The sequence below is a fragment of the Kitasatospora sp. NPDC101176 genome (genome assembly GCF_044768035.1).
GTDB lineage: Bacteria > Actinomycetota > Actinomycetes > Streptomycetales > Streptomycetaceae > Kitasatospora.
Map to the genome: position 1 here is coordinate 77,043 of NZ_JBIWPA010000003.1, position 26,116 is coordinate 103,158.

23 protein-coding genes are annotated in these 26,116 nt (G+C 73.8%); 15 read left to right on the plus strand and 8 right to left on the minus strand.

The features are described 5' to 3' along the window. Positions 1-22 precede the first annotated feature (22 nt). Positions 23-211, minus strand: a complete 189-nt coding sequence (locus tag ACIRS1_RS05530; RefSeq protein WP_402837019.1) for a hypothetical protein — start codon at positions 209-211, stop codon at positions 23-25. Between the two features lie 478 nt (positions 212-689). Between ACIRS1_RS05530 and ACIRS1_RS05535 the strand changes: the two genes are divergently transcribed. The 3 genes from ACIRS1_RS05535 to ACIRS1_RS05545 all read left to right on the plus strand — a co-directional run bounded on the left by ACIRS1_RS05535 (position 690) and on the right by ACIRS1_RS05545 (position 3,615). Continuing rightward, positions 690-1,397, plus strand: coding sequence for a hypothetical protein (locus tag ACIRS1_RS05535; RefSeq protein ID WP_402837021.1), 708 nt, complete (start codon positions 690-692; stop codon positions 1,395-1,397). Next, positions 1,390-3,006 carry an LCP family protein gene (locus ACIRS1_RS05540; protein WP_402837023.1) on the plus strand — a complete coding sequence of 539 codons (1,617 nt, stop codon included), beginning with the start codon at positions 1,390-1,392 and terminating at the stop codon, positions 3,004-3,006. Before ACIRS1_RS05535 ends, ACIRS1_RS05540 begins: the two co-directional genes overlap by 8 nt. A gap of 213 nt (positions 3,007-3,219) precedes the next feature. Further along, a complete protein-coding gene (locus ACIRS1_RS05545; RefSeq protein ID WP_402837025.1) occupies positions 3,220-3,615 on the plus strand; it encodes a hypothetical protein in 396 nt (131 codons plus the stop codon). Positions 3,616-3,711: 96 nt separating this feature from the next. On the opposite strand, the gene ACIRS1_RS05550 is transcribed toward ACIRS1_RS05545, so the two are convergent. Next, positions 3,712-4,125, minus strand: a complete 414-nt coding sequence (locus tag ACIRS1_RS05550; RefSeq protein ID WP_402837027.1) for a hypothetical protein — start codon at positions 4,123-4,125, stop codon at positions 3,712-3,714. Positions 4,126-5,232: 1,107 nt separating this feature from the next. Next, on the minus strand, positions 5,233-7,278 hold the full coding sequence (locus tag ACIRS1_RS05555) for a CARDB domain-containing protein (RefSeq protein ID WP_402837028.1): 2,046 nt from the start codon (positions 7,276-7,278) through the stop codon (positions 5,233-5,235). 274 nt (positions 7,279-7,552) lie between these two features. Here ACIRS1_RS05555 and ACIRS1_RS05560 point away from each other — a divergent pair, with 274 nt between their 5' ends. The 6 genes from ACIRS1_RS05560 to murJ all read left to right on the plus strand — a co-directional run bounded on the left by ACIRS1_RS05560 (position 7,553) and on the right by murJ (position 14,663). Next, a complete protein-coding gene (locus ACIRS1_RS05560; protein WP_402837030.1) occupies positions 7,553-8,740 on the plus strand; it encodes a sensor histidine kinase in 1,188 nt (395 codons plus the stop codon). Beyond that, complete coding sequence (locus tag ACIRS1_RS05565) at positions 8,737-9,381, plus strand: response regulator (RefSeq protein WP_402837032.1); 645 nt, start codon at positions 8,737-8,739, stop codon at positions 9,379-9,381. Before ACIRS1_RS05560 ends, ACIRS1_RS05565 begins: the two co-directional genes overlap by 4 nt. Positions 9,382-9,751: 370 nt before the next feature. Beyond that, a complete protein-coding gene (locus tag ACIRS1_RS05570; RefSeq protein WP_402837034.1) occupies positions 9,752-10,507 on the plus strand; it encodes a response regulator transcription factor in 756 nt (251 codons plus the stop codon). Beyond that, complete coding sequence (locus ACIRS1_RS05575; RefSeq protein ID WP_402837036.1) at positions 10,497-12,521, plus strand: sensor histidine kinase; 2,025 nt, start codon at positions 10,497-10,499, stop codon at positions 12,519-12,521. Before ACIRS1_RS05570 ends, ACIRS1_RS05575 begins: the two co-directional genes overlap by 11 nt. A 76-nt stretch (positions 12,522-12,597) precedes the next feature. Then, positions 12,598-12,840: a hypothetical protein gene (locus tag ACIRS1_RS05580; RefSeq protein ID WP_402837038.1), complete on the plus strand. Its 243-nt coding sequence runs from the start codon at positions 12,598-12,600 to the stop codon at positions 12,838-12,840. Between the two features lie 194 nt (positions 12,841-13,034). Next, positions 13,035-14,663 (plus strand): murein biosynthesis integral membrane protein MurJ, encoded by a 1,629-nt coding sequence (murJ, locus tag ACIRS1_RS05585; protein WP_402837040.1) that lies wholly within the window; start codon positions 13,035-13,037, stop codon positions 14,661-14,663. A gap of 78 nt (positions 14,664-14,741) precedes the next feature. Here the strand turns inward: murJ and ACIRS1_RS05590 are convergent, their stop codons facing one another. Both ACIRS1_RS05590 and ACIRS1_RS05595 read right to left on the minus strand, forming a co-directional pair. Then, positions 14,742-15,527, minus strand: coding sequence for an SDR family NAD(P)-dependent oxidoreductase (locus ACIRS1_RS05590; protein WP_402837042.1), 786 nt, complete (start codon positions 15,525-15,527; stop codon positions 14,742-14,744). 347 nt (positions 15,528-15,874) lie between these two features. Further along, positions 15,875-18,079, minus strand: a complete 2,205-nt coding sequence (locus ACIRS1_RS05595; RefSeq protein WP_402837044.1) for a hypothetical protein — start codon at positions 18,077-18,079, stop codon at positions 15,875-15,877. Positions 18,080-18,603: 524 nt separating this feature from the next. On the opposite strand from ACIRS1_RS05595, the gene ACIRS1_RS05600 reads away from it, so the two are divergent. The 3 genes from ACIRS1_RS05600 to ACIRS1_RS05610 all read left to right on the plus strand — a co-directional run bounded on the left by ACIRS1_RS05600 (position 18,604) and on the right by ACIRS1_RS05610 (position 21,263). Continuing rightward, positions 18,604-20,076 carry a hypothetical protein gene (locus ACIRS1_RS05600; RefSeq protein WP_402837046.1) on the plus strand — a complete coding sequence of 491 codons (1,473 nt, stop codon included), beginning with the start codon at positions 18,604-18,606 and terminating at the stop codon, positions 20,074-20,076. 224 nt (positions 20,077-20,300) lie between these two features. Beyond that, positions 20,301-20,549 (plus strand): glucose PTS transporter subunit EIIB, encoded by a 249-nt coding sequence (locus ACIRS1_RS05605; protein WP_402837048.1) that lies wholly within the window; start codon positions 20,301-20,303, stop codon positions 20,547-20,549. Between the two features lie 93 nt (positions 20,550-20,642). After that, a complete protein-coding gene (locus ACIRS1_RS05610) occupies positions 20,643-21,263 on the plus strand; it encodes a GNAT family N-acetyltransferase (RefSeq protein WP_402837050.1) in 621 nt (206 codons plus the stop codon). 64 nt (positions 21,264-21,327) lie between these two features. Here ACIRS1_RS05610 and ACIRS1_RS05615 read toward each other — a convergent pair whose 3' ends face one another. After that, complete coding sequence (locus tag ACIRS1_RS05615) at positions 21,328-21,687, minus strand: hypothetical protein (protein ID WP_402837052.1); 360 nt, start codon at positions 21,685-21,687, stop codon at positions 21,328-21,330. 260 nt (positions 21,688-21,947) lie between these two features. Between ACIRS1_RS05615 and ACIRS1_RS05620 the strand changes: the two genes are divergently transcribed. After that, complete coding sequence (locus ACIRS1_RS05620) at positions 21,948-22,178, plus strand: cold-shock protein (protein ID WP_402837053.1); 231 nt, start codon at positions 21,948-21,950, stop codon at positions 22,176-22,178. A gap of 255 nt (positions 22,179-22,433) precedes the next feature. Beyond that, positions 22,434-23,867, plus strand: coding sequence for an MFS transporter (locus ACIRS1_RS05625; protein ID WP_402837054.1), 1,434 nt, complete (start codon positions 22,434-22,436; stop codon positions 23,865-23,867). 212 nt (positions 23,868-24,079) lie between these two features. Here the strand turns inward: ACIRS1_RS05625 and ACIRS1_RS05630 are convergent, their stop codons facing one another. Then, complete coding sequence (locus tag ACIRS1_RS05630) at positions 24,080-24,673, minus strand: VOC family protein (RefSeq protein ID WP_402837056.1); 594 nt, start codon at positions 24,671-24,673, stop codon at positions 24,080-24,082. Positions 24,674-24,791: 118 nt separating this feature from the next. After that, positions 24,792-25,139 carry a DoxX family protein gene (locus ACIRS1_RS05635; protein WP_402837058.1) on the minus strand — a complete coding sequence of 116 codons (348 nt, stop codon included), beginning with the start codon at positions 25,137-25,139 and terminating at the stop codon, positions 24,792-24,794. Positions 25,140-25,527: 388 nt separating this feature from the next. Here ACIRS1_RS05635 and ACIRS1_RS05640 point away from each other — a divergent pair, with 388 nt between their 5' ends. Continuing rightward, the gene (locus tag ACIRS1_RS05640) at positions 25,528-26,037 is read left to right on the plus strand and encodes a hypothetical protein (protein ID WP_402837060.1); all 510 of its coding nucleotides are present in this window, start codon (positions 25,528-25,530) and stop codon (positions 26,035-26,037) included. Positions 26,038-26,116 lie beyond the last annotated feature (79 nt).

Sequence of the window (26,116 nt, forward strand, 5' to 3'; positions counted from 1 at the left end):
GTTCGGGGGCGGGCCGGACGGGTCAGTGCATCCGGAAGACGCCCTGGTAGACGTGCCGGCACTCGCGGCTCCACGGGGCCGGGGCCGTGGCCCAGGACCGGGCGCTCTGTCCCTCCGCGGGGATCCGGCACCATTCCGGGTACCGGCCCTCCCTGTCGAACCGACCGCCGGCCCAACGGGCGACGGCGTTCCTCAGGGCCTGGGCGAACATGGCTCTCCTCCGGTGGTAGCGGATCTTGTGCGGCCTCCACTCAAGCGTCCGGGCAGGCTCTTCCTCACCCTCCGATCGGCCGTTTGCGGGGTGGAACGCCGACGGGTCCGAACGGTCACACTTTCCGGCCCGATCGGTCTCGGCGGCGGACCGCCGCAGCCGGCCGGCGGCCGCAGCCCCGGACCCGGACGGGCCCCGGCGCCGGAGTCGACTTACCTCGAACTCTGCTTCAGCAGAAGGCATTTGGTGAACCGATCCGATCGGTGGAGGCGGCCGTCCGCCCGCTCCCCCGGCCGCCCGGAAGCCGGCGGACGGTCGCGCCGTGCAGGCGCGGCGCAGCGCCGGGCAGGCGGCACGATGGCAACCGATGCCCGGCGAACGGGCGTCATCGCCCCCCGGAAGTCGTTCGTACCCGCGGGACGGCCGCGTCGCGCCCTGTCGGACGTCCTGGTACCCGAGCGGATGAGGAGAGTGCGCCATGACGGCTCAGTGGACCGGTCAACCGTCCTGGGACCAGCAGGACCTGTGGCGGCCGGAGAACCAGCCACCACCCCCACCGCCCCGCGCACCCCATTTCGGGCCCGACACGCCGACCGTCGTGGGCGGCCGCCACAACGCCGGGTACCGGCCCGGCCCGTACCCCGCAGCCGACCCGCGGTTCCAGGGCCCCCAGCCCGGGCCGTACGACCCGTACGCAGCCGACCCGCGGTTCCAGGGCCCGCCCGCCCCCTACCCGGCCACCCCGCAGCCGCAGCGCCCCCAGCCCACCCCACTGCGCCCCCGGGCCACCACCGTGCAGCGGGACCGCAGGGTGCTCCCGGCCGCGGTCGGCGGGCCTCTGGTCGGCGGCGCCCTGGCCCAACTGTCCTTCCCCGCGGCCGGAATGCTGCTGGTGGGCTGTGTGGCGCTCGGCGCCGCCGTGGCGACCTCACTGGCCACCCGGGCCGGCTGGTGGTGGATCCTCTCCTGCGGCCCGGCGCTGGTCGCGGCGAGCACCACCGGGGCGGAGCTGCTCCTCCACTCCGCCCGGTACGCGAACTCCGTCGCACTGGGCACCGCGGTGATCCGCTCGACGGTCGAGGCCTTCCCCGCGATGGTCACCGGAGTCACGGCGACCCTGGTCGTGATGGTCTACCGGGTACTGCGAGAACGCCCGGTGCGTCCACCGCGAGGTGCCCGTGGCTGACGACGGAACCCGGCGCGCCACGGCCCGGCGCGGCGCCAGGCGGGCCGGGCGCCCCCGTGTCGGACCGGCACTGGTGCTCGGCCGCACGCTCTCCTGCACGGTGGCGCTCGCGGTGGTGGGCACCAGCGCCGCGATCTGGACGGGCTACCACAACGTCTCCAACGGGATGCTCACCTCCGGTGCGCTCGACGGGGTGAGGAACGGCGCTCCCCCGCACCTGGACAAGGCCGTCAACGTCCTGCTGATCGGCCTGGACAGCCGCAAGGACATGAACGGCAACGACCTGCCCGGCGACTTCGTCCAGGACGAGCTGCACGCCGGCTCCAGCAGCGACGTCGGCGGTTACAACACCAACACCCTGATGGTGCTGCACATCCCGCCGGACGGCGGCCAGGTGACCGCCCTGTCCATCCCGCGCGACGACTACGTGCAGACCGTCGGCGCCGACGGGAAGATGCGCAAGATCAAGGAGGCCTACGGGGTCGCCAAGGCCGCCGCCGAGGACAAGCTGAAGAGCAAGGGCCTCTCCCAGGCCCAGCTGGAACAGCAGAGCCGGGAGGCCGGCCGCAAGGCCACCCTGGCCACCGTGCAGAACTTCCTCGGCATCCCGATCGACCACTTCGCCGAGGTCAACCTGGTCGGGTTCTACGACCTCGCCAAGGCCATCGGCCCGATCCAGGTCTGCCTGAACAAGGCCACCAAGGACCCGGCGATGAGCGGGCAGGGCAGCGGCGCGGACTTCAAGGCCGGCCTCAACACGCTGGACGCCTCACAGGCGCTCTCCTTCGTCCGCCAACGGCACAACCTGGCCAACGGGGACCTCGACCGCACCCACCGCCAGCAGGCCTTCCTCGCCTCGGTGGCCTACAAGCTGAAGAACGACGGGGTCCTCAGCGACCTCGGCAAGCTGAACGGCCTGCTCGACGTGGTGAAGAAGGACGTGGTCATCGACGACCAGTGGAACCTCCTCGACCTGGCCCAGCAGGCCCCGAACCTGATGGGCGGCAAGGTGCAGTTCAACACCCTGCCGATCACCGGGTTCAAGACCGTCAACGGCCAGTCGGTGAACACCGTCGACCCGGCCCACATCAAGGAGGTCGTGCGGCAGGTGTTCACCGACCCGTCGCCCGGCAGCTCCCCCACCGACTCCCCCTCGGCGCCGCCCGCCCAGGGCTCCGGCGACCCATCCCCCGGCTCCGGGACGAACCACGCCCCGGAGGGGACGGTGGACGTCTACAACGCCTCGCGCACGGCCGGCGCCGCGGCCTCCGAGTCCAAGGCCCTGACCGGCACGGGCCTGCGGGCCGGCACGGTGGGCAACACCCGCAGCGGGCAGCGCACCACGACCGTGACCTACGGCAAGGGCGCCGAGGCGGGCGCCGAGCAGGTCGCGGCCCGGTACGGGGTCACCGCCAAGCCCTCCTCGACGGCGGCGCCCGGACACATCGTGGTCGTCCTCGGCACCGCCTTCACCGCCCCGTCCGGACCGTCGCAGAACAACTCCCCGGCCACGGGCGGGGGATCCGACGGCGAACCCTCCGGCGACCCGTCCGGCCCGGCGATGCAGGGCCCGGGCGTCACGGCCGGCGGCATCCCCTGCGTCGACTGACGACCCGCCCGGCGTGTCCCCTCCTGGTCGGCGGAGGCACGCCGCGCGGGCAGGTGCGGCGTCCCGGCGTGCTGCCCGGACGGCCCTGACGCGGCGTCGGCCGGCGCGATTGGCTGGAACCCTGCCCGGGGAGCGCGACCGAAACCGCTCGCCCACCGGCCGGACCGCACGGCGGGGCACATCACCGGGGCAGCTGAAAACGGACGGACCCCCATGGACCACCGGCTCGACCAGGTGATCGGCCCGGCTGCCGTGACCGCGCTCGTCGACGGCTACCGGCGGCGTCTGGAGCGACTGGACCTGCTGCCGACCGAGGCCGCCCAAGCCCTGGCGGCGGATGCGCACCGGCGTGCCTGCGTGTACGTCCTGGCGGCGCCGGGACAGTTCTGGCGGGCCCGGTCGGGAGGCACCGCCGCGGTCGAACGGATGGAGGTGCTGGCGGTGACGGACGACCACCTCGCGGGTCACCTGGCCTTCGCCCGTTCCGACGAGGGGGCCCTGCTGGTCGTCCCCCTGGACCGGCTCGACAGCGCCTACCGGCTCGAGTGCTGGCCGGCCGACCCCGACGGCGGCCCCGGCCGTCGCAGCGGACCGCCCGTGCCCGGGTGACCGGCCCGCAGACCCCGGCAGCCGCTCACCCCGGCCGTCCCGCAGCCCTCGCCCGGTGGTGCACCGGTCGGGGGCTGCGTGACGGTACCCGGCCGGTCAGGCCTGCACCGGGCGCGGCATGGGCTTGCGCTGGAACCTGGCCGTCCCGGCGAGCGGCGGCAGCGGATCGGGGAAGCCGTTGGGCGTCTGGGCGGGCTTGACGAGGACGAAGGTGAACAGGAAGCCCGCCCCCGGGTCCACCACCACAGGCTGTCCCCTGGTCAGGGCCCGGGAGTAGTGCAGGGGCAGGAGCTTGAACCGGAGCGTGCCCAGGCCGCCGACGAATCCCGGCTTGCTGTAGTTGCACGGGATCGGCGGCATCCCCTCGACGTCGAGCGGCGTGCAGGCGGGCAGTCCGCCCACCAGGACGGCGCCGGTGCCCTTCAGCGGGATCTGACCGGGTGCGATCAGCACTCCCGGGGGCGGGACGACCACGATCATGTCGCCGGCTCGTACGACGGGGGCCGCCATGGATCACCGTGTCTCTCCGCGCGGGACGCGCTCTGCTGGCAGGGGTCGGTCGGGGCGCGGGAGGTCGGCGGCGCCCCCGCCGCTCCGGCCTCCCCGCCCAGGCTAGGAAGGGCCCCGTCCCCGGCCGGTCCCCCGATCGGGGGGCTCCCCGGAGGGACCCGGGCCGCACGGGCGCCCGGTCCGCGACCTGACCCCGGGCCTGGCGCCGACGATCGCTTCCCGAACGCCCGCCGGCTGCCGCGGCTCCCCCGACCGCTCCGCCGTTCGGCCGAGTCCGCGCGGGCGGCGGGCGGGTGACAGTGGGACGGCGGGCCCCGTCGGTTCGGCCCACCTCTGCCCGGGTGCACGCCGACGCGGCCCGCAGCCAGATCCTGCGGCGCAGCCGACAGCCAGGCCACCGGGGACCCGTCACCGACCAGGACCGCCGCCATGCCAGCCACGCAGCCCACCGGCCCACGGGCCGGCGACGCCACCGACGGGCACCGGCCCGCCGCCGCGCCGCGCGAAGGAACCGCCGCCTCGGCACAGCACCTGAGAAGGGTGCTCCTGCTCGCCCTGGCCTTCCTGACCGCCGCCCTGCTCACCACCGTCCTCGTCACCGGCGGCCCGGCCCGGGCCGCCGGCAGCGCGCCCGAACCCCGCCCGGCCGCAGGGACGAGCAGCCCGGCCGCCCCGGGCCCGGGCCGGCACCCGCGGGCACCGGCGGTACAGCCCCGCGACCGGGGAGCCGTCTCCCTCGCCGACGCCACCTGGCAGGCCCGGGCCGTCGAGGTGGTCGCCGCCGGAGTGCTGCCGGTCGTCGCCTGCCTTGCCCACCGGCTGCTGGCGCAGCGCACCCGGCGCCGTGGGCGGCCTTCCGGGGAGTCCCCGCGCGCGGTCCGGCCTGCGCTCCCGCGCCGTGGTGCGTGTCGTGAGCGCGGCGCTTCGCCGCAGCCCCCCACCGGCCGTTCTGCGGGGTCCGGGCAGTCGTGCGCCGGGCCGGGTGCCGGCCCGGACGGGGAAGCCGGCCCGGACGGGACGTCCGGGCCCCCTCGTTCGGATCGTGCCGGTCGCTGACGTCACGCCGCTGCGACCGGACCCGGGCGAGGGGGCCTACGGGCACCGGGCTCAGCCCAGCGGGGATCCGCCCCGGCGGCGCAGCGCGTACGCGATCCAGCTGCCGCCCGCGAGGGTGACGACGCCACCGGCGGTCAGGGCGGCGGTGCCGGCGCCGCCTCCGGTGAGGGCGAGCTTGTCGTCCTTCTTCTCCTCGGTGTCCTTCGGCTCGGGGTCGGTCTTCCCGGTGGGCTCCGTCGTCGGCTGACGCGTCTCCTCCGGTGCGGGGCTCGCCGATCCGTCGCCGGGTCCGGGGGCGGCCACCTTGACGGTGGCGGCGGCGGTGTTGTCGTCCGTGGCGGGATCGAAGGTGGCGGACTCCACCCGGGCCTGCACGTCGATCTCCGTCCGGTCGGAGGGGACGGTGCCGGTGACGGTGAAGGTGCGGGTCTCGCCGTTCGCCAGGGTGCCGAGGTCCCAGTGGCCGTCGTCGTCCCCGGGGGTCCAGGTGCCGTTCTTCGTCTCCTCGGGGGTGAAGCCGGTGGGCAGCGTGGGCACGACCCGGGTCTCCCGGGCGGTGGCGGGGCCGGAGTTGGTGACCTTGACGGTGAAGGTCAGCCGGTCGCCGGCGTGCGGCTCGGTGGTGTCCGGGGCGATCTCGACGCGCAGGTCGGCGCTGTCGGCGCGGAAGGCGGTGGTGTTGTCGGCCGGCGCCGGGTCGGCGGTGCGGGCCTGGACGGTGGCGGTGACGGTCGGCGGCTCGGGGGTGGGGTCGCCGGTGCCCTCGACGGTCAGGGTGCGCTGCTCCCCGACGCCGAGCTCGGGCACGGTGCACTCCACGCCGGTGGTACCGACCTTGCAGGTGCCGCCGTCGATGTGGGCCCGTGCCTCGTTCGGCGGGGCCGTCGAGGTGGCCTTCAGGGTGATGTCGCGGGCGGTGCCGGGCCCGTCGTTGCGCAGCTGGACGGTGTAACCGGAGCGTCCGCCCTTCTCCTGCGGGGAGGTGACCGTGCCGCCTGAGACGGAGAGGTCGGCCTTGACCAGCGGGACGGCCGTCTCGTTGCCCTGCACGGTGCGGGTGCCGAGGGCGGGCCAGTCGGCGAGGCGGTAGGCGAGGGAGCCGCGCTGCTTGATCACGGTGTCCGGGTCGGCCTGCGCGGCGACCTTCAGCCGGTAGGACACCGTGGCCTTGGCCCCGGCGGCCAGGCTGCCCCCGTTCTTCGCGGTGGCGCCCTCGCCGAGGGCGACGACGAGGCGGCCGCCCTCGACCCGGGCGCGTTCGCGGGCCGGGGCGTCGTCGACGGTGACCGAGCCCTCGACGAGCTCGGTGCCGGCCGGGAGGGGCACGGTGTAGACGGCGGAGTCCACCGGCTGCTCGCCGTTCACGATCTCGGTCCGCTGGTCGACGGCGTCGCCGCGCTGGACCTGGTCCGTGGCGGAGGACTGCACCGTGGGGGCGGGGCCCACCGCGCGGAGGCTGACGGAGTCCAGGAGGTTGCCGTGCGTCCTGGCCTCGAAGCCGATCCGCAGGGTGTGCATGCCCTCGGGGACGGTGAAGGAGCCCAGGTGGTTCTTCCAGGCGCCCGTGGGGTCGGTGATGTCGGGCCCGTCGGCTCCGGCCGGGTTGACCGGCTTGAGTTCGCCGTCGGGCGGGCCGACCAGGACCCGCATGGTCTCCGCGGAGTTGCGGCCCCGGTGGGCCAGGCTCCAGACGAGTTCGGTGCCGGGCTCCACCTCGACGTCCTGGTACACCGTGTCCAGGGTCGCCTCGGAGTCCAGTTCGATCAGCTGGTCGCCGGTGTTCGCGGGGGCCTGGTGGTTGTGCCAGAACTCGATGCCCTTCTTGGGGGCGTTGGTCTTCCAGCCGATGCCGGGGTGGTCGGCCGGGTTCAACATGTGGTAGCCGTTGCCGAGGGCGGGCTTCTCGAAGTCACCGTTGACGAGCAGCTCCCGCGGGGAGGAGCCGGTGGTGGTGTGGTTGACGGAGTGCTTGGACCTGGTGTCCTCCGCCGCCGCTTCGGGGGCCAGTCCCAGGGGCGCGGCGAACAGGCAGGGGCTGACGGAGGCCGCCACCGCGTAGCGGCGCCAGTCCTGCGAGAAGTGCTTGCGAGTCGTCATGTCGTCTTCCGTGAGGGGGGTCGACCCTCCGAAGCCCACCCGGCGGGGTGTCCGGTCCGGGTGGTGGCTCGAAGCGGCGCGTTGGTCCGTTCCACGCTGTCACCGGGCCCAGGGCCGCCACAGGCGTGGCCGGGAGCCGGGGCGAGCCGTCTTTGCGGCCTGTTCGGTCGCCCTTCCGGGCAGCGCCCCGTGCGGTGGGGGGCGGCCCGTACGGGCGCGCCCCCGTCGTGGGCCGCACGGGCCCCGGCCGCCCCGGCTCCGTACGCTGGAGGGCATGATCGACCGAGACCGGCCGTGGGTCACCGCCGCCAGCGGCGAGGGGCTGCGCGAGGCGCTGATGACGGCGGCCGTGCTGGTCGGGCTCGGCTACGCGTTCGTCGACGTCACCATCACGGGCCCGGCGGCCGGGGGGTTCCGGGCGGCGGCGCCCTGGCCGCAGGTCCTGCTGGTGGGCGGTGCGGTGGCCACGGTCCTGCGCAGGCGCCTGCCGGCACTGGCCGTCGGGGTGGGCGCGGCGTGCTGGATCCTGCTGGACGTGCAGTGGCTGACCGCGGTCACCCTCTACGACCTGGCCCTGTGGGCCCCGGGTCCGCGGCGGCGGGTGGTCTGGCTCGCGGTGGCCGGTCTGGTCTCTCTGCTGATCCGTCCGTTCGTGCCCGGAGCGGCGGACCTGCCGTTCTTCGACGCCGTCTTCTGGACGGTCGCCTGCGGGGCGCTGCCGCTGGCCATCGGGCTGTGGCGGGCCACCCGGCTGCGGCTGCTGGAGAGCCTGCGCGCGCAGGTGGAGCAGGCCGAGCAGGCACGGGCGGCCGACGTGGCCGCGGCACGGACCGGGGAGCGCTCCCGGATCGCCGGGGAGATGCACGACGTGGTCGCGCACCGGGTGAGCCTGATGGTGCTGCACGCGGGGGCACTGGAGGTCTCCGCCGCCGACGAGGCCGTCGTGCGGCAGGCCGCACTGATCCGGGAGACCGGCCGCGCGGCGCTGCAGGACCTGCGCACCGTCCTGGGGCTGCTGCGCGCCCCGGAGGACATCGCGCTGGCACCGCCGCCGACCCTGGAGCGGCTCGACGACCTCGTGCGGTCCTCCCGGGAGGCCGGGACGGACGTGCGGCTCGTCGTCGAGGGGCGCCCGCGCGCACTGTCCGCCGCCACGGAGCACGCCGGGTACCGGATCGTGCAGGAGGGCCTCACCAACGTGCACAAGCACGCGCCCGGGGCGGGCACGACCGTACGGCTCCGGTACGCTGCGGACCTGCTGGAGGTGAGCGTGCGCAACGGCCCGGCGGCCGGCGCACCGGCCGCCCCGTTCCCCGGCAGCGGTCACGGGCTGCTCGGCCTGCGGGAACGCGTCGAGGTCCTGGGCGGCACGCTGCGCAGCGGCCCGCAGCCCGACGGCGGTTTCCTGGTGGCGGCCGAACTGCCCGCCGCAAACGACCCGGACACCCAGGAGGTGGCGTGATCAAGGTGCTGATCGCCGACGACGAGGCGCTGGTGCGTGCCGGCCTGCGCATGATCCTCCAGTCCGATCCGGAGATCGAGGTGGTCGCCGAGGCCACGGACGGCGCCGAGGCGATCGACCAAGCCCTCGCGCACCGCCCGGACGTCGTGCTGATGGACATCCGGATGCCGCGTCTGGACGGCCTGGCCGCCACCGAGCGGATCAGCGGCTGGCCGCAGCCGCCGCGGGTCCTGGTGCTCACCACCTTCGACCGGGACGAGTACGTCTACACCGCGCTCCAGCACGGTGCCGCCGGCTTCCTCTTCAAGGACACGCCCCCGCGGGAGCTCACCGCCGCCGTGCGCACCGTGGCCGAGGGGAACGCGATCCTGGCGCCCAGCGTCACCCGGCACCTGATCGACCACTTCAGCCAGGGCTCCGGGGTGCGCGACGGTGCCCGGCAGCGGGTGGCCGCCCTCACCCCGCGCGAGCGCGAGGTCCTGGCGGCCGTCGCGGAGGGGCTCTCCAACGCCCGGATCGGCCATGTCCTGCACCTGAGCGAGGCCACGGTCAAGGCCCACGTCAGCCAGATCATGGCGAAGCTGGACGCCGCGAACCGGGTGCAGATCGCGGTCCTGGCCCACCAGGCGGGCATCCTCTGATCGGCCGCGGCCCGGGGTACCGGGCGGGCACGGCGGGCGGCGGCACGGCCGGTCGCAGGAGCGGAGGGGGTGCGGTTTCCGGCCCGTGACCGCCGGTCCGGCGCGTCGGCGGCATGGCGCTCCTCCGGGTGGAGGAGTCCGGGTGGCCCCGCCGCGGGCCCGGTCGGGGGGTGGTGGGCGGGCGCCGCCGGTGGGAGCGTTCAGTGACGGCCCCGACCACCGCGGACCGGGTTCCCCCGGCCTCAGGGGCCGTCCTGCCCGGACCGCTCCGGGCCCACCCGTTCCCCCGCGGTGCCCCGCCCGCCTCGGCACACCGGCACGAGGCGCTTCGCAGCAGGGCACCATCCGACAGATTGCCTGCGATCCACCCATGTGCGCTGACGTGCTGATTGCCGAAGACGACGACAAGCAGGCCGAGTTGGTGCGCCTGTACCTCGAACGGGACGGCCACTCGGTCACCGTGGTCGCCAACGGCCGCGCCGCCGTGGACCGGGCCCTGGAGTGCGAACCCGACCTCCTGGTCCTGGATCTGATGCTGCCCCGCCTCGACGGCCTGGACGTCCTGCGTGCGCTGCGCGGCGAGGCCCGCAGGCTTCCCGTCCTGATGCTGACGGCCCGCTCCACCGAGGACGACATGCTGCTCGGCCTCGGGCTGGGCGCCGACGACTACATGACCAAGCCCTACAGCCCCCGCGAACTGACGGCCAGGGTGCGCACGCTCCTGCGCCGCACCTCCCCCGAGCCCGACGCGACGGACCCCGTCGGCCGGGTGCTGACCGTGGGCGCGCTGCGCGTGGACACCCGCCGCCACGACATCACCCTGGACGGGGTGCCCGTCGACTGCACACCGGCGGAGTTCAGGATCCTCGAGGCGATGGCCGCCGAACCGGACCGCGTCTTCACCCGGGAGGGGATCCTGCGGAAGCTGCACGGCTTCGCCCCGGGCAACTTCAACGCCCGCAGCGTGGACATGCACATGTCCCACCTGCGCAAGAAGATCGAACCGGTGCCCCGCAAACCGGTCCGGCTGATCACCGTCTTCGGCGTCGGCTACCGGCTGACCGACCCCGCCAGGGGGCGCGGCGCGCTACCGCAGCCGCGGGCCGGACGGCCCGATGCCGAATGACGCCGGCCGGCGCCGACGAGCACGACGGCGGCTGCGGCTGCGGCTGCGGCTGCGGCTGCGGCTGAAGCCACGACTTCGGCTTCGGCTTCGACTGCCCTCGCGCAGGAGCCTGCTCAGCCGTTTCCTCGCCGTCTTCAGCCTGGTGGCGGCCTGTTCCGTCGCGGCGACGGCATGGCTGGCGAGCCAGGGCACCTCGGCCGCGCTGAAACAGGAACAGGGACAGGCCCTGGCCGACAGCACCCACGTCTACGACGCCCTCCTCGGGTACGCGGCCACCCACCCCCGGTGGGACGGCGTCGACCCGACCCTGCAGGCCCTGGCCCGCCAGTACGACGTCCGGATATCGCTGACCACCCAGACCCGCCAACCCCTCGGCGACTCGGCCGGCGCACCGCAGCCCGACCAGCTGCCCACCCGGCCCGCCGCGGTCGTGGACCCGCTGTCCGTCAACAACGCCCTGACCGGGACCACCGACCCCGCCGCCACCCCCACCGACCGGATCTCCCCGCAGGCGGTCGGACCGTTCCTGCTCCCGCAGGCGGACCGCGACCGGCTACGGCAGTCCGCCGACCGCGCGGTGACGTGCCTGCGCGGCCTCGGCGTCACCGCGGACGTGACGGTCGCCCCCAACGGCCGGCCCCGCGTCGGCCCGGGGAACCTCTCCGCCGGACCCCCCAAGACCGCACAGTGCCTGGACGCCGACCTGGACACCCCCACCACGACCGAACGCGAGGCGCTCAAGGCCCTGACCGACCTGACCAACAGCTGCCTGCAGCACCGGGGCCTGCCGGAGGTGAGCGTGGACCAGGACTACGGCTGGCAACCAGCCGGTCAGCCGTCCCGGGAGCGGACGGACCCCAGAGCGACGGACGGCTCCGCCGTCACGTCCTGCATCGAAACGGCACGGCGCGAACAGCTGACCCCTTACGTCGCCCCGCCGGCGCTCCTGTTCATCGGCGACACCGACCACGGCGGCGGCGCCGGCTTCCACCTGACGTCGGCCGACACCGCGCGCATCACCGCCGCCGCGGCCCTCGTCCTCGCCGTCACCATCGGCGTGGCCGTGATCACCGGACACCGCCTGGTCCGCCCTCTGCACCAACTGACCGCGGCGACCCAGCGGTTGAAGGACGGCGCCGAGGTCACCCCCGTCACCGTCCCGGAACGCGACGACGAACTCCGCCAGCTGGCAGCCGCGTTCAACGACATGATCGACCACCGCACCCGCCTGGAGAGCCAGCGCAAGGCCATGGTCAGCGACGTCGCCCACGAGCTGCGCACCCCGCTGAGCAACATCCGGGGCTGGCTCGAGGCCGCCCAGGACGGGCTGGTCACACCCGACCCGGCCCTGGTGGCCTCGCTCCTGGACGAAGCCGTCCAGCTGCAGCACATCATCGACGACCTCCAGGACCTCGCCCAGGCCGACGCCGGCGTGCTGCGCCTGCACCCGCAGCCGGTCGACGTGCCCGCCCTGCTCCACCAGGCGGCGGCCGCCCACCGAGGCGAAGCCGGCCGCGCGGGCGTCACCCTGATCGTGTCCGCCCGCGAAGACCTCCCCGCCCTCACCGCCGACCCCGTCCGACTGCGGCAGAGCGTCGGCAACCTGCTCTCCAACGCCCTGCGCCACACCCCCACGGACGGCCGGATCCACCTGCGCGCCCACCTCACCGACGGCCTCCCTCCCGACGGGCCGGGCGACACGGCGCGCGCCCTGCACGTGGAGGTCGCCGACACCGGGCACGGCATCGCGGCCGAGGACCTGCCCCACGTCTTCGACCGGTTCTGGCGCGCGGACCCGTCCCGCGACCGGCGCACCGGCGGAAGCGGCCTGGGCCTCGCCATCGTGCGCAAGCTCACCGAGGCGCACGGAGGCGCCGTCGCCGTCACGTCCCGGGAGGGCGTCGGCACCACCTTCACCCTCCGCTTCCCCCTGCCGGACGCACGCGGCCCCGGATCCCGGGCGACCTCCGGCGAACACCCCGCAGGAACGGACGAGACGACCACGAGCAGCTGACAACTCGCTGACAACTCCTTGCCAGCATGGCCGTTGCGCACGAACCCCCACTTCCCCGCACACCCCGGAGCCCCCGATGACCCGCAACGACACCGACTGCGGCCGAAGCCGGACCGACACCCTGCCGGCCCACGAGCCCAGGTCCGCACCGACCGGAGCCGCCCGGCCCGTCCGCGTGTCCGCCCGGGCCCGCAGCGCCCTGTCCGGCCTCGCGCTGCGCCTGGCCACCTGGGCCGAGGACGACCAGAACCACCCGGAGCGCATCTCCCTCAGGAGCACCTCCTCCCCCGGCCACCGGCCCCGGCGCCCGAACGACTGATGACCCTCTCCCGGCACGCCCCGACCGGACGCGGCCGCCTCCACCTCCCGGGCCGTCCGGGCCCGACGCACCGGGCGTCCCCGCCCGCCGGCTCCCTCGGCCCTGCCCGTGCGAAGCGCACCCGGCGCATCACCGGCGCCGGTCCCGGCACCCGCCGACGCGCACGAAGGCCCCGGGGCGACGGCAGCACCACCATGGTGCTGGGATCGCTGGCCTCCCGCATCACCGGATTCCTGCGCAGCGCCGTGGTCGCCGCGGCACTGGGCACCGGGCTGACCGGCGACGCCTACAACGTCGCCAACACGCTCCCCAACATCGTGTTCATGCTGCTCCTCGGCGGAGCCCTGAACTCGGTGTTCGTCCCGGAACTGGTACGGGCGGCGCGCCGGCCGGACGGCGGAGCCGCCTTCACCGACCGCCTGGTGACGGCCTGCCTGACCGCCCTGCTCGCGATCTGCGCGGTCGCCGTCTGTGCCGCGCCGTGGCTGGTGCACCTGTACGCGCCGTCGTTCACGGACGGCCAGTCGCAGACCGCGGTCGCCCTGGCCCGCTACTGCCTGCCGCAGATCTTCTTCTACGGGGTGTTCGCGGTGCTCGGCCAGGTCCTCAACGCCCGCGAGCGCTTCGGCGCCATGGCCTGGGCCCCGGTGGCGAACAACCTCGTGGTCATCGGCGTCTTCGCCCTCTTCCTCGGGCTGGTGGGACGGGCCGGGCCGGCGGGGATGTCCCCCGGTCAGACCCTCTGGCTGGGCGTCGGCAGCACCGCGGGGATCGTGGTCCAGGCCCTGGCGGTGGTGCCGTCCCTGCGGCGATCCGGCTACCGGTGGCGGCCCCGGTTCGACTGGCGGGGGCCGGACCTGGCCGCGCCGCTGCGGGCCGCCGGCTGGACCCTGGCCCTGGTCGGCGTCGGACAGGCCGGCTTCTGGGTGATCACGGTCCTGGCCACCGGGGCCGGCGAGCGCGCCGCGGCCGGCGGCGTGACCGCCGGGGTGGGCCTGACCGCCTACAACAACGCCTACCAGCTGTGGACCGTCCCGCAGGGCGTGCTGACCGTGGCCGTGGTCACCGCCGCCCTGCCCGCACTGACCAGAGCCGCCCAGGGCGGAGACCACCGGGCACTGACCGACGGCCTCACCCGCACCGTCCGCTCCTCCGCCGGGATCATCGTCCTCGTCTCCGCGGCCTTCCTCTCCATGGGCGCCCCACTGGCCGCACTGGCCTACGGGTACGGAGCGGTCACCGACGCCGACGTCCGGATCCTCGGCCTGGTCCTGGTGGCCTTCGCCCCGGGCCTGCCCGCCTACTGCGCCCAGTACGCGCTCACCCGCGGCTTCTACGCCCTGGGGGACGCCCGCACGCCCGTCCTGCTCGCCCTGGTCACCACCGGCGCCAACGCCGCCCTGTCGACGACGGCCTGTCACGTCCTGCCCGCCCGCTGGGCGGTCGTCGGGATGGCCGCGGCCCACACCACGGCAAGCTTCGTCGGCATCGGCGTCACCTCCCTCGTCCTGAGCCGGCGCATCCACCGCCAGGCGGGCTGCGCCTCCGGCCCGGCGCCGCGCGGGCTCGCCCAGACCGGCCTGCACGTCCGCGCCGCCCTGGCCTGCGCCCCCGGGGCCGCAGCCGCCGCCAGCACCGCGCTGTACCTGCGCGAACAGCTCGGCCACGGCACCGCGGGCAGCCTCGCCGCGGTCACCGCGGGCGGCCTGCTCCTGGCGGTGTCCGTGCTCGCCCTCGCCGGGCCGCTGCGCGTCCACGACGCCTTCGGCCCCCTGGGCGCCGTCCTGAACCGCCTTCACCGGCCGTCGCGACCGGGGAGGTGAGGGCGGCCCCCGGCGGGCCGAGAAGACGGACGGGTGCCCCGGCCCGCCGGAGCGGACCGGGGCACCCGTTCCCGATGATCAGCCCTGCCGGTCGGCGAGGGTCTGCTGCACGCGCTGCTCGATCCCGCTCATCGCGGCCAGCCACTCATCGGTGTGGATGGCCCGCGCCGCGTACTTCCGGTCGGTGCCCTGGTTCGGGAGGATCAGGAACCGCTCGGCCCGGATGCCGCCCATGACGGCGTCGACCACCTCGTCCACCGTGATGGCGGTCGGCTCCAGCACGAGCTCGGCGTAGGGGTCGCTGTCGAGCATCGGGGTCCGCACGCCTTCCGGGCAGACCGCGTGGACGGCGATGCCGCGGTGCGCGTACGTGTAGGCCAGCCACTCGGTGAAGGCCTGCGCCGCGTGCTTGGTGACGGAGTATCCGGCGCCACCGGGCATGGACAGCAGCCCGGCACCCGAGACGGTGAACACGAACCGCCCGCTCCCCCGGCTCAGCCACTGCGGCAGCAGGATCCGGGCGGCCCTGACGTGGGCCATCACGTTCACGTCGAACGTCCGCTGCCACGCGTCGTCCGGGTCCGCCGGCGTCCGGGCCCCGCCGATGCCGGCGTTCCCGCAGAAGACGTCGACGCCCCCGAATTCCGCGACGGCCCGGTCGACGATGCTGCGCACGCCCTCGTCGGTCGAGACGTCGGCCGTGACGCCCACCGCCGACAGCTCGTCGGCTATTTCCCGGATTCGCCCGGCGTCCCGGTCCGCGAGGACGAGACGGGATCCTTCCTGCGCGAACCGACGGGCAAGACCGGCCCCGATTCCACTGGCAGCACCGGTGATGACGACAACCGAACCGTCAAAGCTCATGACGGGAACCTCCTGGAGAGTCGGGCGATGGTCGGGCACGCTAGCACGCGTCCCTATGAGGGACGGCCGCCCGGAATCCGCCGATTTCCAGCCACGACGACCCTGCCAGCAACACCGCCTCGACGCGCAGAGCCCCGGAGTGCGGGAGCGAAGTCACCTCCCGTCAATATCGGGGGGATTCCATCTGCACCAACGGGCAGCCGAAAGGGCCGTCCGCCTTTCCCGAAGGCCCGCATCATCGTGCGACGGATTCCACACTCCACGCCCGAACCCGGCATGCCGTCACTTGCCGTTCCGAATGGAGATCCCGGAAAGCCCGGTCCGGGGCATCGAGTCGACGACGGGCCTCAGACGAATGTGTCGATGTAGCCCTTGCCGACCCATTCGTTCCATTCCTCGAGGTAGGCATTGAAGGCTTCCCAGGAGACGTCGTTGACCTCCGTGCTGTTCGCGCGGAGGCGGACGGTGACCGGGTTGTCGGGGTCGAGGACGAAACGGTGGCTGCCGGGGTCCTCGGTGAGCGGGTTGTCGGGCAGCTCCGGATCGGCGAGGGTGTGGCCCTCCAGCTCCAGCGCGGCCTCACGCAGGAAGGCCACGCGGTCCTCGGCCCAGGGATCGCCGCAGGTCCAGCCGAGATAGGCGTGCTGCCCCGAGTCGAACTCGATCCTGAGTTCGACGTCGTCGACCGGGAAGTCCGGGCACCGGGCGAAACGGACGGTACCGGTGTAGGTGAACGTCATCCGGACGCCGTCCTGCTCGGCACCGGTGAACATCATGCGGTCCCAGGCCACCGGTGAGGCGTCGGAGGGGAACACGGAGTCGGCGGTACCGGCCTGCTCGGCCTGCCGGGCGGCTTCGAGCGCCCACAGGGCGACCGCACCCAGGCCCTCGGACTCGTCCACGAAGTTCATGAATCCGTCGAGCCAGCCGGTCCGCTGGTCGCCGGTCAACGGGTCCGCGAAACGGACCATGAGGGTGCTGCCCTCGGATCCGAGGGGCTCGACGGTGTCGATCATCGAGGTGAAGTCGTAGAGGAACAACGGGCCGAGGCAAGCACGGACGACCTCCTGGACGTTTTCCACCGCGGCCGTGTCGGCGGGGTCGACGACGTCGACCACCTCGTAGACGAGCTTGCTGAACTCCCTGGCGGCCGCGGGGACGGAGAGCGCCTGCGACACCCCGGGGATCTGCAGGACGTGGGACGTGTGAGTGGCCTGCTCCATCCCTTGGACCACCTTCCCGGCGTAGTCGGCCAGTCCGGCCCGGTGGAGGTGCTGGGCGGCGGTGTCCGCCGCCTTCACGACCTCGCCTGCATAGGACTCGTACTTGACGGTGTCGGCCGCCGTGCCGATCACGGACCGCACCCGCCGTCCGCCGTCCGCCGTGGAGGCGTTCACATGGGTCAGCCCGATGTTGAGGTCCTTGCCCGCCGCCTCCACGATCATCGAGACCGTGACACCCCAGTCGTTCGACAGCTCCCACGCCTTGGTAGCACCTGCCTTCACCAGACCGACGGCGGTGAACGCCCAGGCGATGGGCCCGAGTTGGTGCTGACAGGCGCCGGCCTTGATCCCGAGGTCGGCCACCGTGTTGGCGGTGTGGGCGATGAAGCCGGCCACCTCGTGGTCCAGGTGGCCGCTGCGCTGGGCCTGGTTGATCAGGTTGGCCTTCTCCCGTGCCCAGGTGTGACAGGCGTCCACCGTGTCGGCGAACAGCCGGCCCGTCTCGTTGGCGCGGACCACGCACTGGGCCGAGCTCTGGGCGAGCACCAGCTCCATCGCCTCCCAGCCGCCGGACTCGTCGGTGTAGGCCATCGCCGCGGCGTGGGCGTCCGCGCACGCCGCGATGTCCTCCAGCAGCCGCTCCAGCGCGCTGCGGGCACGGGCAAGCGTCCTGACGAACTTCGCGAAGTACTCCTTGCCCTGGAGCTCGCCGAAGCGCTCGTACGCGGCGAGCCCCGCCATCGCGTCGAGAACGCCGTCCATCTGCTCGTGGGCGACGACCAGCGCCGCGAGCCGCCGGCGGTACGTCTCCAGGTGCCGGCCATCCGGATAGGCGGCCTTCATGATGTCCAGGCCGGATGTCGGGCTCTGGTCCAAGTACGTCCGCAGGGCCGCCGCCATGTACGCGAAGGGGGGCAGGACTCGGGTGTCCAACACCTTGAGCCAGGCCCGGTAGGTGTCGAAGCCCTCCTTCTGTTCCTGCTCGGTGTACGACTCCTTGACCCGCCGCAGGTATTCGGCGCTGAAGACCTCGGTGAACGCCTTCGTCAGGCCGGACACGCCGTCGGCTTCCTTGAACCACGCACGGTAGCTCCGCTCGTAGTCCCGGACGTACTTCCACCCTGCGACGAAGTCGGTGCTCGGGTCCTGGCCCTCGAGGGCGGTGATGAACGCATCGAAGACGGGGACGAGCTCGGGGCGCTGCGCGGTCAGGTGCCCGACGCTCTTGGGAAGGGCCTGTGAGAGGTCGAGGGTCGCGGGGTGGATCCCCGCCGATGCCAGGAAGGCGAACTGTTCGGGCCGCAGAGTGTCGTTGCGGATCGCTTCCATCGATGGCCCTTCGTCGTCGCGGAGTACACCCGGCATGGCCCCACCCATGCGGCGGACCGGATGACGCCAACGCTAGGACCCGGCTCTGCCTCCCTGAGGCCCCGAAGGGGCAGTGACCGGGGCCGCGATACGCGCCCCCGGGGACGGACGGCCCCGTACTCCATGCGCCCACGGCGGAACCGGCTTCCTGCTGATCCACCGGTCCGTGCGGGAGTCTCCCGGGAAGCGGGCCAAGGTCCATGCGTACGGATCCGGACCGCCCTCCGGGGGCCGGACCGCCGCGCGGCGACCGGATCGGCGCCCGTGCCGAGGGGGCCGTCCTTCGTGCCCGGAAGGCCGGATGCCCGGACAGCCGGGGCGACGGATGGACGGGCTAGCTTCGACAGTCCGGCACTGACGCGGCGGACGCCCGGGAAGAGTACGCCCCCGCGATCACGGCCGGTCGTTGTCCACAGCGGATCCGGCAACCCGGTATCCGTCCCAGCCCGTTCCCGGCAGACCGCACGAGCATCCTGAGGAGTGTCATGACCGATCAGTACGAGAGTCACCAGCCCCCGGCCGGTGAGGCGTACCCGAGCCTTCGGCAGTGGCTGGCCGGGACGGACGCGTCGACCGACGGGATCGGCGAGGACCTGGTCCGGATGACGGGTGCGGGGTATCTCGTGCGGTTCGCCTACCTGGTCGACCTCCACGGTGGCAGTGGCGCCTGGGACAGGCTCTCGGAGAGCCTCTCCCCCGCCTTCCCGCAGCTGGCGCAGCAGGACCTCCTGGCCGTGGACTTCAGCGCCCACACAGACGAGGCGCCGCTTCCCGTCGGCGATGTGTACTGCCACGCCGTACTCCAGGCGCTCGACGAGCTGCACCCCGTATCCGAGGCGCCAGCGTCCGCCCACACCGGCAGTGACGACAGCGACGACGACTTCCCCGACGGCGCCGGCGACGGTTTCGAGGACATGTCGGAGGACGGGTACTACTCCGACGAGGACGACTCCGAGACGGGTGAATCCGACAAGGACGGAACGGGACGGGGCCTGCCTCGGAAGCAGGTCCTGCTGTGCGTCAGTCGCCAGATGCAGGACGGGGGCTGGCTGGCCGGAGAGTGGCAGCCGGTGCCGTCCCTGGAAGAGCTCCGAAGGGGGATCGGGGACAACGGGGGCACGGTGGAGGCCGACGACCTCGAACGGATCTGGGAGCAGGCCGGAACGCCCCTGGAGCCCGACCTCACGGAGTACCGGATCCCCGGCGAGGATTCCCCCCGGGTGCTCGACACCAGCGAGTCCCTGTCCCCTACGGTGCACCTCGCGGCCGACTCCGATGGGAACGTCAAGGTGACCGTCTACCGCCACGCACCGCAGATCACCGTCACCGTTGCGGGCTCCCGGTGGGCTCTGGAGGCACGTGGCCGCAAGGCCGTCCCGGAACTGAACGGCTCCCTCGCCGAGTTCGGCTTCGGAGCACTCGCCCCGGACAGCGTGAAGGACCTGGCCGACGCCCTGGACCGCTGGCCCGAGGGGGCTTACGCGTCCCGGCTCCGGACCGAGGACGGCGGCGACTTCGCCGCCACGGCGGACTCCTCCGGGGTGGCGATCGAACTCGTCCCCTCCTCGGGACAGGAGTGGCGGGGCTGCCGACTGCTCTGCTCGGTCGACGTTTCCCAGCTCGCCGAACCCGACGAGAGCGGCATCGGTCGGTTCGAGTTCGACGGCCCCGGACCGATGGCGATCTCCGACCTCACCGAGCACATCACCGTGTTCGGGGCCGGCACCCACATCGACACGGACGCCGTCACCGGGCTTCTCGAAAGGGCCATGGCCGCGGCGGTGGCCGGTGACTCCTGGACGGTCCCGGTGCCCGGGGCCACCGACGTCGACCTGGTGGCGGAGAACGGAACGGTGAGACTCGCCGTCCACCACGTCGGCACCAAGCTCCTGGGCCCCCTCGCGGCGGTGCTCACCCAGATGCACGTCCAGCGGAACAAGAAGTACTTCGAGATCTGAGCCGGCCGCGCAACGCACGAACTCCCCCGAGACCCGCCGCAGGGGCCAACGGCCGTCCCGGCCGGCGCACCACGGACGCACGCGACGGCGGGGGAAGGCGGAAGGGCAGGTGGGAGGACAGGAACCTCCTTCCCCGTCACTGCCCGGACGAGCTCCGCTGCACCACCCGGTGGCGGGGACAGTGGACGGGGACCGGTAACGCGACACGAAGGGAGTTCACGGCCATGGCAAAGATCGAGGCGGACGACATCGTCGAGGCACTCGGCGGGCTCGACAACATCGAAGAGGCAGAGGGCTGCATCACGAGGATCCGGGTGTCCGTGCTGGACTCCGACCTCGTCTGCGCCAAGAAGCTGAAGAGCCTGGGTGCCTTCGGCGTCGTCCAGATGGGGACCGCGATCCAGGTCGTGGTCGGCCCGACGGCAGACATCGTCGCAGGAGAGATCCAGGACAGGATCGACGCGAACGAGTGACGCGGGAGGTCCCAGGTGCGCGCATCGGTGGTGGCCGGGACGCCGGTCCGCGGCCCGGCCCCCATGACGACCGCCGACAACGGGAAGGACGCAATGCCGCAACACCATCGCTGTGACCGCCGCCCCTCCCCGGCCGCACGGTCGATCGGTTTCGCACCGTTCGCACTCGCCGAGCGGACCGCGGAGGTCGTCGACGTGCAGACGCGGGCGAACCTCCCCTCGCCGCACGAGCGTGACCTGCGGGCCCGCCTGATCGCGGAGCGCGCGCAGAACCCCGCCGTGCGTGCCGTCGGCGCCTTCCGCGAGGAGCGACTCGTCGGCTTCGCCTTCGGCGCGCCCCTGGACCCGGGCTGGTGGTGGGCCGACGAAGTCCTGCTACAGGTCCGCTCCCACGCCGAACTCGCCCTGCGGGATGAGCCGTTCGTGGTCCTGGAGCTTCACGTGCTGCCGGGCCTGCAGCGGCTGGGGCTCGGAACCTCGCTGATGGAGCGGCTGTGCGGCTCCTCCACACAGCCCTGGGCGCTGCTCACCAGGAAGTCCTCCGCCGTCGAGGCGGGGCGGTTCTACACGTCCCTCGGCTTCGCCGACGTGCCGGGCCCGGGCATGGCGGGCGGCCGCTTCCGCGCCATGGTCTCCGCCCTGCCGCTGGCTCCGGGCTCCGTCCGGCGGGCAGGGCGCGGTGGCGCGGTCCTGCCGGCGGTCACGGGGCGCTGATCCCGGGGCCGATCCGCCGGGTCGGCGTAATGCGGGGATGCGGTGGCCGCCCGTTCGGCCCGGCTCACCCCTGTGCCGTGACGTCGTCGGGCCACGCGCACAGTTCGTACGTCGCGTCGACCACGTCCAGGGGGATGTCCCGGATGCCCCTGTCGTCCTCCAGGCAGACCGCGTAGTGGATGCCGTCGGGGCGGAGACCGGTCCTGAGGAGCCGGAACCGGCGGGGGTAGCGGTCGTCGTCGGTGACGCGCCGCCAGACCTGCTGCGGGGCGCCGAGGACGTAGACGCTTCCGTCGGCGTAGGCGGTGCGGGCGGCGGCGAGGGCCGCCCGGTCGGACAGCAGGTCCAGCTCGCGCAGTCGGCGGCGGTAGTCGTTGACGAGCTCGGCGGCGCGCGCCGGGCCCACTACGAGGTCGATGCGCACTGCTGTCCTCCCGTCGCGGCGCCCATCCGGTGTCCTCGGCTTCCGGGCCGGTCCGGGGCCGTGCCGCGGCGGCCCCGTCCGCCCCATGGTCGCCGTGGCCGGGCCGTTCCCGCCCCGCTCCGCAGGCGGTCTTCGAGACCTGCACAGGTGCGCGATCGCGTGCCCTGACGGCTGCTGACGGCGGCGGCGATCCCGGGTTCCCTGGGGGCGGATCCACACACCGGATCCGCTCAAGCGATTCCCGCACCACTGGAGTACAGATGCAGTCCACCATCACCGCACGCGACGAGCTCGGCACGGTCAAGTGGTTCAACGCCGAGAAGGGGTTCGGGTTCATCATGCGCAGCACGCCCGGCATGCAGGACGTCTTCGTGCACTACTCCGGGATCGTCAGCGAGGGCTACCGCACCCTGCAGGACGGCCAGGGGGTCGTCTTCGACATCCTCGCCGGCCCCAAGGGCCCGCAGGCCGAGAACGTGCGCTCAGCCTGACGGACACCGACGGGGGCCGGTCCGGGGAGGCGTCCCCGGACCGGCCCCTTCCCCGGGGCGGCGCTGCCGGAGCACGGCTGCGGTCGTGCGGGGATCCGCCCCGGACACCGGCCGATCGGGGGAGCCGTGGCTGTCAGCCGCTTTTCTACGGTGGTGGGGGACGTACGTGCCCGTGGACGTGCGAAGAGGCGCCCCGGAACGGGCCCGTAGCCCGTGTCGACGCCGCGGTACCCGTGGCGGGAGGGGATCCCCGAAATGGCAGAGCCTGCAGCACTGCGCACCCGTGTCGCCCTGTGGACCGTGTCCCTGGCGATGTTCTGCGTCCAGTTGGACTTCTTCGCCCTGAACCTGGCCGTGCCCCACATGGCCGGTGACCTGCACGTGAGTGCGGTCGACCTGCAGTGGGTGGTCAGCGGTTACATGCTGTCCGCGGGCTCCTTGATGATCGCCGCCGGGCGGCTGGGCGACATCCTGGGACGCCGGCGCATGCTGCTGGCCGGTGTCGTCCTGTTCGGTCTCACCTCGCTGGCCGGCGCGGTCTCTTCCTCCGCCGGGCTGTTGGTGGCCTTTCGCGTCCTTCAGGGCGCGGGTGCTGCGCTGATCATGCCCGTCGGATTCGCCCTGCTCACCAATGTCTTCCCGGAGGACAAGCGCAGCCAAGCGACGGGGTTCGCCCTTGCAGTGGCGGGGATCGGCACCGCGGTCGGCCCGTTCGTGGGCGGGGTGCTGACCCAGTGGGCCGGCTGGCGGTGGGTGTTCCTGATCAACGTGCCGCTGGCTGCGGCAACCGCGTTGCTGGCCCTGCGTGTGCCGGAGTCCCGTGACGAGAAGGCTCCGCGCTCGGTCGACTGGCCGGGCTTGGCCACCGTCACCGCCGCCATCGCCGCGCTGACCGCCGCTGTCGACCGCAGTCACGCGTGGGGCTGGGCGTCGCCCCGCACACTGGGGCTGCTCGCCTTCGGCGTCGTGTGCTTCGCGGCCTTCACCGCAGTCGAGCGCCGGGCCGCGTACCCGCTGGTGGACCTCGGGCTGTTCCGCCACCGGCTGTACGTCGCCATCACCGTCACCGGTACCGTCGCCAACACCGCTGCGGTCGTCTACCTGTTCGTGGCGACGCTCTACCTCCAGCAGGTCCGGCACCTGTCGCCGGTCGACGCCGGTGTGGTCTTCCTGGTGCCCGCCACCGCCACCGCCGTTGCCGGTCCCCTGGCCGGGCGCCTGGCCGAGCGGTACAAGCCCCTCACCGTCATGGCGGCGGCGACCGCCCTCGGGGGCGTCGCGGTTCTGGTGCTGGCCGCCGTCACCGCGCTTTCGGTCTACGTCCTCGTCCTCGGCGTGTGCGGCGGTGCCCTCGGCCTGGCTTACGCGTTCACGACGATCGGCACCCAGGCCGTCATCCGCCCCGAACGTGCGGGCGAAGCCTCCGGGGTCACCCTCACCGCTATGACGACCGCGGGCGGTATGGGCATGGCCCTGGCCGGAAGCACGCTCGCCGGTCACACCGCTCCCACGTCCGGCGCTCTCGCGTTCCCCCTGGTCATCGTGGCCGGAGCCTGCCTCGTCACCGCCGGCGGTCTCGCCGCCGTACGACGCCGCACCGGCCTGACCACCGATGTGGAGGGCTCCCGCGTCACGGAGTGCGCCCGGCAGCTGTCCTGCCGCACGCCCGGGGCCGAGGCTCCCGGGTAGGGGCGGCCGGCGAGGTCGCCGAGGCGATGCTCACGCTCGGGTAGCGGGCAACGGCACCAAGGGTCGGGCCGCCGCGCGTCCGGGGACGCGCAGCGGCCCGATCGGGCACGGCCGGAGTGGCGCTGCCATCGTCCTTCCGGCCCTGGCGGGACCCCGCCCCTGCCTCCGGCCCTCGTCCCCTACGGCCGGGCGGGGCGCGGTCCGGAGAAGGATCAGTGGATGAGGTGGAACTCGTTCCCGCCGGGGTCGGGGAACTCGCCCGGTTCCCGGTCGGGGCGGGTGACTTCCAGGCGGAGCCTGTTGCGCCCCGCCTTCGACGCCGCGGGCGGCCCCAGCACCATCGAGACCGGGCTGGTGGGTGTGCGGCGCAGCCGGGTGTAGCGGTCGTGGGATTCGACGCGCCGCCAGTCGGCCCGGGAGTGCCAGAAGGCGGACTGTGCGGGGAGGTCCTGCTCAAAGGTGTCGAGGCAGATCGCCACGAGGCCGGAGTCGGCGAGCACGCCCGGGTGGCCGGGGCGCAGGACGCAGAACTCGTTGCCCTCCGGGTCGGCCAGCACGTCCCAGGGGACGTCCCCCTGGCCGATGTCGGCCCGGGTCGCGCCGAGGGCGAGCAGGCGCGCCACCTCGGCCTGGTGGTCCGCTCCCCCGGCGAGGTCGAGGTGGAGCCGGTTCTTGTGCGCCGCCTTCGGCGTGGTGGTCGGCACGAACCGCAGCCGCAGGCCGTCGGTCCGGCCCCTGGTGGCCTCCTGCCAGAAGCGGTCCAGGCGCGCGGTGTCCAGCGCGTCGATCACGATCCCGGTCAACATCCCGTCCCCTCACTGTCGGACCCGTTGCCCGCTCATCATCGCGGCTGACACAGCACGGCGGCACGGGCGGCACGGTGGGCCGGGTGCGGTCGCAGCGGGCGACCGCACCCGGGTGGGTTCAGCCGGCGAGGCCGAGGCCCAGGGTGACGGCGACGGGGGCGAGGTAGAGGAGGGGGAAGGGCATGGTCTTGTAGGAGCGGACCCGCAGGGTGGTGAGCACGGCGCCGAGGAAGTAGAGGATCAGGGCGACCGCCGCGGCCACACCGATCGCCGGCACCGCGAGGCCGACCAGCAGGCCCGCCGCCCCGGCGAGCTTGGCCAGCGCCAGCCAGGCCCACCACGAACGCGGCACGCCGTACTCGACGAGCGGCTGGGTCACGAACTCCGCGCGCCGTGCCAGCGAGACACCGGAGAACCCGACCCACAGGGCGGTGACGACGGTGAGGACGACGTGGGCGACGGACATGGCTGGTACCTCGGTCTCGTGTGGAGGAGGGGGACGGCGCTCCGTCGCCCTCGTCGCGGTTGCTTCGACACTCCACTGACCCGCCGCCCCCGCCGGATGTGACAGCCCGGGCGAAAAACTTTTCGGCGGCCGTCCCGAGGGGGCGACGGGCCCGGTCGGACTCCGGGGGTTGAGCCCGGCCGCGGCCGGTCCCCGCGCCCCCTACCCACCCGGGGCGGGCTCGTGCGCGCCCCGCTCCCGCCCGGGTGCCATCGTGCGCGCCGTGCCTCCGGCCCCGGGCCGGGCGGCGTTGACGCCCGGTCACGCCGGGGTGGAGCGTGGCCCGGGGCGGACAGGACCCGCCCCGCAGGCAGTGCCCCGAACGCCCCCGTACGCCCGAGGAGTTCCCGTGCGTCGCTCCGGCACCTCCGTCCGAAGAACCCCCGCCCGCATCCGAGCCCTGGCCGCCGGTGTGGTCACGCTGGCCGCCCTGCTGTGGCCGACGGCCGCGGCCTCCGCCTCCCCCACGGCCCTCGCCGCCGACCCCCCGCTCGGCACCCAGACCACCATCGGCCTGTACGCGCCGGTCCCGGCCGGCTGGGCGGCCATCGCCCAGAACCAGGCGACCGGGCTGAAGACCATCGAGTTCCTCGGCGGTGCGCCCTACCTGGCCAGGGTCGCCGTGCTGGCCAACACCACCGTGCCCGCCGGCTGGGTGCTGGTCGCCGTGTCCACCGACGCCCGGACCTCCCAGGTCGCCTACCTCGGCGGCGCGCCGCACGGTGCGACGGTCACCGCCGACGTGGGCTGCACGATGCCCGGGGGCCGGGTCTACGGCTACCCCGTGCCGGCCGGCTGGACGATCGTCGGCAGCGGCGTCAACTCCGTCTGCTCCTACCAGAACCTGCGCTACCCCTGACCGGGCCCCGCCCGCCCGGCCCGGTCCCGCCCGGTCGGGGCGCGACGGGCGGCTCCCGCCGTCGCAGATGGGAGGCCGG

Coding starts and splice junctions, on each gene's coding strand:
- ACIRS1_RS05530 (WP_402837019.1), bottom strand. CDS start 211: ATGTTCGCCCAGGCCCTGAGGAACGCCGTCGCCCGTTGGGCCGGCGGT.
- ACIRS1_RS05535 (WP_402837021.1), top strand. CDS start 690: ATGACGGCTCAGTGGACCGGTCAACCGTCCTGGGACCAGCAGGACCTG.
- ACIRS1_RS05545 (WP_402837025.1), top strand. CDS start 3,220: ATGGACCACCGGCTCGACCAGGTGATCGGCCCGGCTGCCGTGACCGCG.
- ACIRS1_RS05550 (WP_402837027.1), bottom strand. CDS start 4,125: ATGGCGGCCCCCGTCGTACGAGCCGGCGACATGATCGTGGTCGTCCCG.
- ACIRS1_RS05555 (WP_402837028.1), bottom strand. CDS start 7,278: ATGACGACTCGCAAGCACTTCTCGCAGGACTGGCGCCGCTACGCGGTG.
- ACIRS1_RS05560 (WP_402837030.1), top strand. CDS start 7,553: ATGATCGACCGAGACCGGCCGTGGGTCACCGCCGCCAGCGGCGAGGGG.
- ACIRS1_RS05570 (WP_402837034.1), top strand. CDS start 9,752: ATGTGCGCTGACGTGCTGATTGCCGAAGACGACGACAAGCAGGCCGAG.
- ACIRS1_RS05575 (WP_402837036.1), top strand. CDS start 10,497: ATGCCGAATGACGCCGGCCGGCGCCGACGAGCACGACGGCGGCTGCGG.
- ACIRS1_RS05580 (WP_402837038.1), top strand. CDS start 12,598: ATGACCCGCAACGACACCGACTGCGGCCGAAGCCGGACCGACACCCTG.
- murJ (WP_402837040.1), top strand. CDS start 13,035: ATGGTGCTGGGATCGCTGGCCTCCCGCATCACCGGATTCCTGCGCAGC.
- ACIRS1_RS05590 (WP_402837042.1), bottom strand. CDS start 15,527: ATGAGCTTTGACGGTTCGGTTGTCGTCATCACCGGTGCTGCCAGTGGA.
- ACIRS1_RS05595 (WP_402837044.1), bottom strand. CDS start 18,079: ATGGAAGCGATCCGCAACGACACTCTGCGGCCCGAACAGTTCGCCTTC.
- ACIRS1_RS05600 (WP_402837046.1), top strand. CDS start 18,604: ATGACCGATCAGTACGAGAGTCACCAGCCCCCGGCCGGTGAGGCGTAC.
- ACIRS1_RS05605 (WP_402837048.1), top strand. CDS start 20,301: ATGGCAAAGATCGAGGCGGACGACATCGTCGAGGCACTCGGCGGGCTC.
- ACIRS1_RS05610 (WP_402837050.1), top strand. CDS start 20,643: ATGCCGCAACACCATCGCTGTGACCGCCGCCCCTCCCCGGCCGCACGG.
- ACIRS1_RS05620 (WP_402837053.1), top strand. CDS start 21,948: ATGCAGTCCACCATCACCGCACGCGACGAGCTCGGCACGGTCAAGTGG.
- ACIRS1_RS05625 (WP_402837054.1), top strand. CDS start 22,434: ATGGCAGAGCCTGCAGCACTGCGCACCCGTGTCGCCCTGTGGACCGTG.
- ACIRS1_RS05630 (WP_402837056.1), bottom strand. CDS start 24,673: ATGTTGACCGGGATCGTGATCGACGCGCTGGACACCGCGCGCCTGGAC.
- ACIRS1_RS05635 (WP_402837058.1), bottom strand. CDS start 25,139: ATGTCCGTCGCCCACGTCGTCCTCACCGTCGTCACCGCCCTGTGGGTC.